The organism is Microbacterium sp. NRRL B-14842, from assembly GCF_050470785.1.
The window spans coordinates 1-8650 of sequence record NZ_JBFLUM010000084.1; the positions used below are offsets into that span (position 1 = coordinate 1).

5 protein-coding genes and 4 pseudogenes are annotated in these 8650 nt (G+C 69.6%); 8 read left to right on the top strand and 1 reads right to left on the bottom strand.

Going from position 1 to position 8650, the window contains the following annotated elements; translation table 11 throughout:
• Positions 1-451: 451 nt before the first annotated feature.
• A complete protein-coding gene (locus AB1285_RS25930) occupies positions 452-3019 on the top strand; it encodes an Rne/Rng family ribonuclease (RefSeq protein WP_292798160.1) in 2568 nt (855 codons plus the stop codon).
• Here the strand turns inward: AB1285_RS25930 and AB1285_RS25935 are convergent.
• On the bottom strand, positions 2981-3250 hold the full coding sequence (locus tag AB1285_RS25935; RefSeq protein ID WP_187661702.1) for a DUF4031 domain-containing protein: 270 nt from the start codon (positions 3248-3250) through the stop codon (positions 2981-2983). The two genes, AB1285_RS25930 and AB1285_RS25935, sit on opposite strands and share 39 nt — an antisense overlap.
• 213 nt (positions 3251-3463) lie before the next feature.
• Here AB1285_RS25935 and rplU point away from each other — a divergent pair.
• From rplU to nadD, 7 genes and pseudogenes are all read left to right on the top strand, one after another.
• Positions 3464-3774: pseudogene (gene rplU / locus AB1285_RS25940) on the top strand (50S ribosomal protein L21).
• A 26-nt stretch (positions 3775-3800) separates the two neighbouring features.
• Positions 3801-4049 (top strand): annotated as a pseudogene (gene rpmA, locus AB1285_RS25945) (50S ribosomal protein L27); the annotation flags it as partial.
• 99 nt (positions 4050-4148) lie between these two features.
• On the top strand, positions 4149-5648 hold the full coding sequence (gene obgE / locus AB1285_RS25950) for a GTPase ObgE (RefSeq protein ID WP_280565574.1): 1500 nt from the start codon (positions 4149-4151) through the stop codon (positions 5646-5648).
• Positions 5645-6429: pseudogene (gene proB, locus AB1285_RS25955) on the top strand (glutamate 5-kinase). The gene obgE and the pseudogene proB overlap by 4 nt, the downstream one beginning before the upstream one ends.
• 9 nt (positions 6430-6438) lie before the next feature.
• Positions 6439-7692: a glutamate-5-semialdehyde dehydrogenase gene (locus AB1285_RS25960; protein WP_370428802.1), complete on the top strand. Its 1254-nt coding sequence runs from the start codon at positions 6439-6441 to the stop codon at positions 7690-7692.
• A 67-nt stretch (positions 7693-7759) separates the two neighbouring features.
• The gene (locus tag AB1285_RS25965) at positions 7760-7990 is read left to right on the top strand and encodes a hypothetical protein (RefSeq protein WP_429978193.1); all 231 of its coding nucleotides are present in this window, start codon (positions 7760-7762) and stop codon (positions 7988-7990) included.
• Positions 7987-8590 (top strand): annotated as a pseudogene (nadD, locus tag AB1285_RS25970) (nicotinate-nucleotide adenylyltransferase). Before AB1285_RS25965 ends, nadD begins: the two are co-directional and overlap by 4 nt.
• Positions 8591-8650 lie beyond the last annotated feature (60 nt).

Below are 8650 nucleotides of genomic sequence, written 5' to 3' on the forward strand. Positions count from 1 at the left end.
GTTGGTGCTGCACTGGATGAAGGGACTGAGATCGCAGCCGAGCGCTTCCTTCGGGTGCTCCAGCAGTGCGAACTTCTCCACGGTGAGCTGGAAGGCGGCGTACCAGCCGATGACGCTCGCGATGATCAACCACACGGCATAGACGACGGGGCGGGTGCGCTGCTCGCTCATGCTCAGGATTATCCCAGCGACGGCTATGGAAAGGGCGAGAACCGCCCGGAGAAAACGGTCGGGACCGAGAGATGCCGCGATCGGACCGATGTGGTGCGATAATGACCTGTGATGCGATGAACGGCGTTGCCGCGACACGCGTCGAGCAGACTTCGGGGCCCATGCCCCACGCGACCAGAGCCATGAGCCGGTCGCAGGCCGATTGAGTTCGCGGCACCCGCGGGTGCCGCATGAGATTTCACGGGACACGCAGTGGACCGTGCCAGGGAGCACGCCAGAGATGGCCGATGAGAACAATGACAACAACGCCCCCGCCCTCGACGCCCCGGCTGACGCCGCGGAGCCGCTGACGGCGCCCACCGCTCTCGCCGCGGAGGAGTCGGAGGATACCTCGCGGGATCAGGAGGACGCGGACGACGCGGCGGCGGAGGCCGCGGCGGACGACCGCGCTGCCGAGAACGCGGCGGCCGATGACGCCGCTGCGGCGGCGGACGATGCGGCTGCGGCCGCTGTCGAGGACGCCGCTGCCGCAGACGAGGCCGCCGCAGACGCGATCGACGCGGCGGCTCAGGTCGAGGAGGCCCCTGCGGAGCAGGGACCCGTTGAGCCGGCCCCTGCCGAGGAGGCTGCCGCGGAGGAGGCTCCCGCCGAGGAAACTCCCGCGGACGAAGGCCCCGCGGACGTGGCTTCCGCTGAGGCGGCGCCTGCGGACAAGACCCCCGCCGAGCCCGAGAAGCCCGCGGCCGTCACCGCCGTGTCGCTCGGTCTGCTGCCCGAGGTGTTCGTGTCGCAGGTGTCGACGCAGCTGCACTTCTACGCGCCGGAGGTCGTTCCGCTGCCCGCGCGCCCCGGTCGTGACGACCGTGCGCCGGAGCGCGACCAGGACGAGCCCGGTGCCGGTCGCCGCGGTCGTCGCCGCCGCGGCGGATCCGAGGGCGACGAGCAGCGGGAAGAGCCGCGGCAGCGTCAGCGGGTCGTCGAGTACATCACCGAGCCGAAGGCCATCAAGGGTTCGACCAGGCTCGAAGCCAAGAAGCAGCGGCGTCGTGACGGCCGTGACGCCGGTCGTCGTCGTCCGGTCGTGACCGAGGCCGAGTTCCTCGCGCGTCGCGAGTCGGTCGACCGCAAGATGGTCGTGCGCTCCAAGAATGGCCGCACGCAGATCGGAGTCCTGGAGGACGGCGTGCTCGTGGAGCACTACGTCGCCCGCAACCAGGACGCCTCGCTGATCGGCAACGTCTACCTCGGTCGCGTGCAGAACGTGCTTCCCAGCATGGAGGCCGCGTTCGTCGACATCGGTCGCGGCCGGAACGCCGTGCTCTACTCGGGCGAGGTGGACTGGGACGGCGTCGAGACCGGCAACCAGCCCCGCCGCATCGAGCTCGCTCTGAAGCCGGGCGATCGCGTGCTCGTCCAGGTCACGAAGGACCCGGTGGGTCACAAGGGTGCCCGCCTCACGAGCCAGATCTCGCTGCCCGGCCGCTACCTGGTGTACGTGCCCGGCGGTTCCATGAACGGCATCAGCCGCAAGCTGCCCGACAACGAGCGCGCCCGCCTCAAGCGCATCCTCAAGGAGGTGCTGCCCGAGTCGTCCGGCGTGATCGTGCGAACGGCCGCGGAGGGGGCGACCGAGGATCAGCTGACCCGCGACGTGCAGCGCCTCACCTCCCAGTGGGAGCACATCCAGAAGCAGGTCGAGAGCCAGCAGGCTCCGGCGCTCCTGCACGCCGAGCCCGATCTGCTCGTGAAGATCGTCCGTGACGTCTTCAACGAGGACTTCACGAAGATGCTCATCCAGGGCGAGGAGTCGCAGCGCACCATCCGGGCGTACCTGGAGAGCGTCGCCCCCGACCTGCTCGAGCGTGTCGAGGCGTACGAGGACGACGTCGATCCGTTCGACGCGTTCCGCATCACGGAGCAGATCGAGAAGGCACTGGACCGCAAGGTCTGGCTGCCCTCCGGCGGTTCGCTCGTGATCGACCGCACCGAGGCCATGACGGTCGTCGACGTCAACACCGGCAAGTTCGTCGGCTCCGGCGGCAACCTCGAGGAGACGGTCACGAAGAACAACCTCGAGGCCGCCGAGGAGATCGTCCGCCAGCTGCGTCTGCGCGACATCGGCGGCATCATCGTGGTCGACTTCATCGACATGGTGCTGGAGTCCAACCGCGACCTCGTGCTGCGCCGACTCATCGAGTGCCTGAGCCGCGACCGCACGAAGCACCAGGTGGCCGAGGTCACCTCGCTCGGTCTCGTGCAGATGACACGCAAGAAGCTCGGTCTCGGGCTGCTGGAGACCTTCAGTGAGGCGTGCGAGGTCTGTGCCGGTCGCGGCGTGATCGTGCACCACGACCCGGTCGTGAAGCACCGTGCGAACGGCAGCAACAACGGCAACAACGGCGGTAACGGCAACGGCGGACGCCGTCAGCGCGGGAACGGCGGCAGCAACAACGGCAACGGCGGTGGCAACAACAACTCCGCACCTGCCGCGCCGCCGGTGACCCACAGCATCACCGAGGGGGCGAAGTCGGCCCTCGCGCAGATCGCCGCCTCCACGATCGTGCCGTCCGGCGAACCGGCCGCCGAGGCACCGGCGGCCGAGTCCGCGCCCGTCCCCGCTTCCGAGCGCCCGAAGAAGGCCCGGAAGAAGCGCGGTGACCGGAAGGGGCCGAAGACGCCCACCGAGGAGCTGCTCGACTCGGTGCTGGATGCGCTTCCGGAGCCCAAGGCGCCCGGCCAGGGTCGTGGACGGCGCCGGGTCACCACCGCCGCCCTCTCCGGTACGCCGGTGTCGGTGAACTCGGAGGCGTCAGTGCCGCCGGTCGCGTCCGCGGACCCGGAGGCCTGAGGAGATCAGGCGCCGGACCAGCTCCTTGCCGGGGACGTGCTGCGCACCGCCGGCGATGAGCCGGGGGACGGCGTCCTCGGGGACGTCGTAGTGGTCGAGGTCGAAGGCCCGGGCGGGGATCCCGTGTGCGCGCGCGAAGGCGTGCAGCTCGTCGAGGTTGTCGTCGCTGACCAGGTGCGCCCACAGGCGTCCATGGGCGGGCCAGCGGGGGTCGTCGACGAGTACGGTCACTCCGTCAGCCTACGACCGGCCCCGTCACCCGGCTCACTTTGCGAGGTCAGCCGGCATCCGGTAAAGTAGTCCCTTGGTGCGCATGCCGCGTCGTCCTCGACGGCCGAAGCGGAGAGTCTTGCATTCGCGCCCGTCGTACCAGCGACGCATGCAAGCAACAGTCTTCCCGTGAGATTCTCGGAGCCGCGTGCTCCCCAACGAAACAGGTATGAAGTGGTTTACGCAGTAGTGCGCGCCGGTGGCCGGCAGGAGAAGGTCGAGGTCGGCACCATCGTTCAGCTCGACCGTGTTCAGGCTGCCCAGGGCGACGAGATCAGCAGCTGCCCGCCGTGCTGCTCGTCGATGGCTCCACGGTGACCACCGACGCCGACGCGCTGGCGAAGGTCACCGTCACGGCTGAGGTCGTCGGCAACCTCCGCGGCCCGAAGATCGTCATCCAGAAGTACAAGAACAAGACCGGCTACAAGAAGCGTCAGGGCCACCGCCAGGAGCTCACGCGCGTCAAGATCACCGGCATCAAGTAAGACCGAGGAGACCAGGACATGGCACACAAAAAGGCGCAAGCTCCACCCGTAACGGTCGTGACTCCAACGCACAGCGCCTCGGCGTGAAGCGCTTCGGCGGTCAGCAGGTCCTCGCCGGCGAGATCATCGTCCGCCAGCGCGGCACGCACTTCCACCCCGGCGCCAACGTCGGCCGTGGGGGCGACGACACGCTGTTCGCTCTGGCCGCCGGTGCGGTCGAGTTCGGCGCGAAGGGCGGCCGCAAGGTCGTCAACATCGTCGCCGCTGCTGAGTGATCACAGCACCACGCTAAACATCCGGTTCGGGGCGGGCTTCGGCTCGCCCCGTCCGCGTATCTGCCGTCAGGCACCCCGAGCACACCGAAGGACTCGCACATGGTCACGTTCGTCGACACCGTCACACTGCACCTGCGTGCAGGCAAGGGCGGCAACGGCTGCGTCTCGGTGCACCGCGAGAAGTTCAAGCCCCTCGGTGGCCCCGACGGCGGCAACGGCGGCGACGGCGGCGACATCGTGCTCGTCGCCGACACGCAGACCGGCACGCTGCTGTCCTACCACCACTCGCCGCACCGGTCCTCTGGCAACGGCGGACCGGGCATGGGGGACCACCGCTCCGGTTTCGACGGCGAGACACTGGAGCTGCCCGTCCCGGTCGGCACCGTGGTCAAGAGCCCGAGCGGCGACGTCCTGATCGACATGATCGAGCCCGGTGAGCGCTTCGTCGTGGCGGCGGGCGGCCAGGGCGGCCTGGGCAATGCGGCCCTGGCGACTCCGAAGCGCAAGGCTCCCGGCTTCGCCCTGCTCGGCACCCCCGGCTTCGAGGGCGATGTCGTCCTCGAGCTCAAGACGGTCGCGGACGTGGCGCTCGTCGGCTACCCGTCCGCCGGGAAGTCGAGCCTCATCGGCGCGATCTCGGCCGCGCGGCCGAAGATCGCCGACTACCCGTTCACGACGCTGCACCCGAACCTCGGCGTCGTCCAGGTGGAGGACTTCCGCTACACCGTCGCCGACGTGCCGGGCCTCATCGAGGGCGCGAGCGAGGGCCGCGGCCTCGGACTCGAGTTCCTGCGGCACGTGGAGCGCTGCTCCGCGCTGCTGCACGTGCTCGACTGCGCGACGCTGGAGCCGAACCGCGACCCGATCTCCGACCTCGAGGTCATCCTCGCCGAGCTCGCCGCGTACGAGGTGCCGGAGGGGCAGACGCCCCTGCTGGAGCGCCCGCAGTTCGTGGCGCTGAACAAGGTCGACGTGCCGGAGGCCCGTGACCTCGCCGATCTCGTGCGTCCTGATCTGGAGGCCCGCGGATTCCGGGTCTTCGAGATCTCCACGGTCTCGCACGAGGGGCTGCGCCCGCTCACCCTCGCCCTCGGCGAGCTCGTCGAGAAGCACCGCAAGGAGACCGCGGTCGAGGCCCCGCGCGAGCGCGTCGTCATCCGCCCGAAGGGCTCCGTGAAGCCGTTCACGATCCGCGTCGAGGGCGGCACGTACGGCAACGTCTACCGCATCCTCGGTGAGAAGCCGGTGCGCTGGGTGCAGCAGACCGACTTCCAGAACGAGGAGGCCGTGGGCTACCTCGCCGACCGTCTGGAGAAGCTGGGCGTCGAGGACGAGCTCTTCCGCCTCGGCGCCGTCCAGGGTTCGACCGTCGTCATCGGCGAGGGCGACAGCATCGTCTTCGACTGGGAGCCCACGATGAGCTCCGCCGCCGAGCTCATGTCGGCGCCCCGCGGCACCGACCCGCGTCTGGCTCCGAACGCCCGCCGGACCACGTCCGAGCGTCGCGAGAAGTACTACGAGCGCATGGACGCCAAGGCGCAGGCGCGCGCGGAGTTGGAGGCGGAGCGCCTCGCCACGTACCGCGAGGACGAGGCGTGACCGCACGCACGCGCGCCGATCTCGCGACGGCGACGCGGATCGTCGTGAAGGTGGGCTCGTCGTCCATCAGCGGCGAGTCGTCCTGGCGCATCCCGGTGATCGTCGAGGCGCTGGCGGCGGCGCACGCCCGCGGGGCCGAGGTCGTGCTGGTGTCGTCGGGAGCGATCGCCTCCGGCATCCCGTTCCTCCGTCTGGATGCGCGGCCCACCGATCTCGCCACGCAGCAGGCCGCGGCCGCGGTCGGCCAGAACATCCTCGTCTACCGGTACCAGGAGGCTCTGCGCCCCTTCGACATCGTCGCCGGCCAGGTGCTGCTCACGACCGGAGACCTCGAGAACCCGACGTCGCGCTCGAACGCGCGGCGGGCCATGGAGCGCCTCCTGGGGCTGCGCACGCTGCCGATCGTGAACGAGAACGACACGGTCGCGACACAGGAGATCCGCTTCGGCGACAACGACCGGCTCGGCGCCCTCGTGCCCAGCTCATCGAGGCGGACGCCCTCGTCCTGCTCAGCGACATCGAGTCCCTCTACACGCGGCCTCCGAGCGACCCCGGCGCCGAACCCATCGACGTCGTCGCCCCCGATGCGGACCTCTCCGGGCTGGAGTTCGGTGCGACCGTGGTCAACAGCGTCGGCACCGGGGGAGCGGCCACGAAGGTCTCCGCTGCCCGACTCGCGGCGGCCTCGGGCATCGGGGTGCTGGTCACCAGCGCCGACCTCGTGGCGCAGGCCCTTGCAGGCGCCGACATCGGGACCTGGTTCGAGCCCGCCACCTCCTAGACTGGGCGGATGACCGACCTCACCCCTCAGACGCGCCTGGAGCGGGCCAAGGAGGCCTCGCGGACGACCGCCGCCCTCACGAGCGACGACAAGGCACGGGCGCTCGACGCCATCGCCGTCGCCCTCGAGGAGAACGCCGCCCGCATCATCGAGGCCAATCAGCGTGACGTCGCGCGCGGTCGGGACGACGGCATCGGCGAGTCGCTCATCGACCGCCTCCGCCTCGACGAGAAGCGGGTCTCCGCCCTCGCCGCGGCCGTCCGCGACGTGGCGGCCCTGCCCGATCCGGTGGGTCGTGTGGTCGGCGGACACCGCATGCCGAACGGCGTGGCTCTGGAGCAGGTGCGCGTCCCCTTCGGGGTGGTCGGGGCGATCTACGAGGCGCGTCCCAACGTCACGGTCGACATCGCCGCCCTCGCGCTGCGTTCGGGGAATGCGGTCGTCCTGCGGGGAGGCAGCGCGGCGCTCCATTCCAACACCGTGCTCGTCGACGTCATGCGTTCCGCCCTCGGCGACGCCGGGGTGACGCCCGAGGCGATCCAGACCGTGGACGACTTCGGGCGCGACGGGGCGAAGGCGCTCATGCAGGGCCGCGGCTTCATCGACGTGCTCGTCCCGCGCGGCAGCGCCGGGCTCATCGAGACGGTGGTGACCGAGTCGACCGTGCCCGTCATCGAGACGGGCGCCGGGAACGTGCACATCCTGCTCGACGAGAGCGCCCCCGACGACTGGGCCTGCGACATCGTCGTGAACGCCAAGGTGCAGCGCCCCAGCGTGTGCAATGCGGTCGAGACGATTCTCGTCCACCGGCAGGCGGCGCCGCGCCTGATCCCGCTCGTCGCGAGCGCCCTCATGAGCGAGGGGGTGGCGATCCACGGCGACGACGTGGTCGCCGGGCTCGTGGCGAACATCATCCCGGCCACGGAGGAGGACTGGGCGACGGAGTACCTGAGCCTGGACGTCGCGATGAAGGTCGTCGACAGCCTCGACGACGCGCTCGACCACATCCGTCGCTACAGCACGGGGCACACGGAATCCATCGTCACCACCGATTCCCGCAGCGCGGAGCGGTTCCTGGCCGAGGTGGATTCGGCGGTGGTGATGGCGAACGCGTCCACTCGGTTCACCGACGGGGCCGAGTTCGGCTTCGGTGCCGAGGTCGGGATCTCGACGCAGAAGCTGCACACGCGCGGTCCGATGGGGCTCTCCGAGCTGACCAGTACGAAGTGGCTCGCGCGTGGGGCGGGTCAGACGCGCGGCTGAGGGCTAGACTGGGGGACGCTGTATCCCTACAGGACCCCCGAGACAGCACGCCACGAACGGAGTCAGGATGAACCTCGTCGCACAGATCGCGATGGCCGCCGCAGAGACCGAGCACCACGGCAACGTGGCTCTCGAGACCCTGATCTTCGGAGTCATCGCCGCGATCGTGTTCGCCGCTCTCGGCTTCGTGACGCTGTCGTACAAGAACGTCGCGAACCGCCACTCCGCCAAGGCAGAAGCCTGGGCGGCGAAGCACGGCAAGGACCACGAGGCGGACACGGCCACTAGGCCCTCATGAGCACCGCGACCACGCGCGCACCGCGCATCGGCGTGATGGGCGGAACCTTCGATCCGATCCACCACGGCCACCTGGTCGCCGCCAGCGAGGTCGCGCACATCGTTCGATCTCGACGAGGTGGTGTTCGTCCCGACGGGTCGTCCGTGGCAGAAGGCCGACGTCACGCCCAGCGAGCACCGCTATCTGATGACCGTGATCGCGACGGCGTCCAATCCGCAGTTCACGGTGAGTCGGGTGGACATCGACCGCGCGGGACCGACGTACACGATCGACACCCTCCGCGACCTCAAGGAGCAGCGGCCGGACGCCGAGCTGTTCTTCATCAGCGGCGCGGACGCCGTGGCGCAAATTCTCAGTTGGAGAGACCATGATGAACTGTGGGAACTGGCCCACTTCGTCGCGGTCTCCCGCCCAGGACACGTTCTGAGCATCGACGGCCTCCCGAGCGACGACGTCAGCCAGCTCGAGGTGCCGGCGCTGTCGATCTCGTCGACGGACTGTCGTGACCGCGTCCGTGACGATCAACCGGTCTGGTACCTCGTCCCCGACGGGGTCGTCCAGTACATCGCGAAGCATCATCTGTATCGGAGCAAGGCATGAGCACATCGGATCAGCGAGGTCCGCTGACGCGGAAGCAGCTGCGGGAGATCCGGTTGACGG

Bases quoted from the DNA above. Each gene is read 5' to 3' on its own strand.
- AB1285_RS25930 (WP_292798160.1), top strand. From the start codon at position 452: ATGGCCGATGAGAACAATGACAACAACGCCCCCGCCCTCGACGCCCCG.
- obgE (WP_280565574.1), top strand. From the start codon at position 4,149: ATGGTCACGTTCGTCGACACCGTCACACTGCACCTGCGTGCAGGCAAG.
- AB1285_RS25960 (WP_370428802.1), top strand. From the start codon at position 6,439: ATGACCGACCTCACCCCTCAGACGCGCCTGGAGCGGGCCAAGGAGGCC.
- AB1285_RS25965 (WP_429978193.1), top strand. From the start codon at position 7,760: ATGAACCTCGTCGCACAGATCGCGATGGCCGCCGCAGAGACCGAGCAC.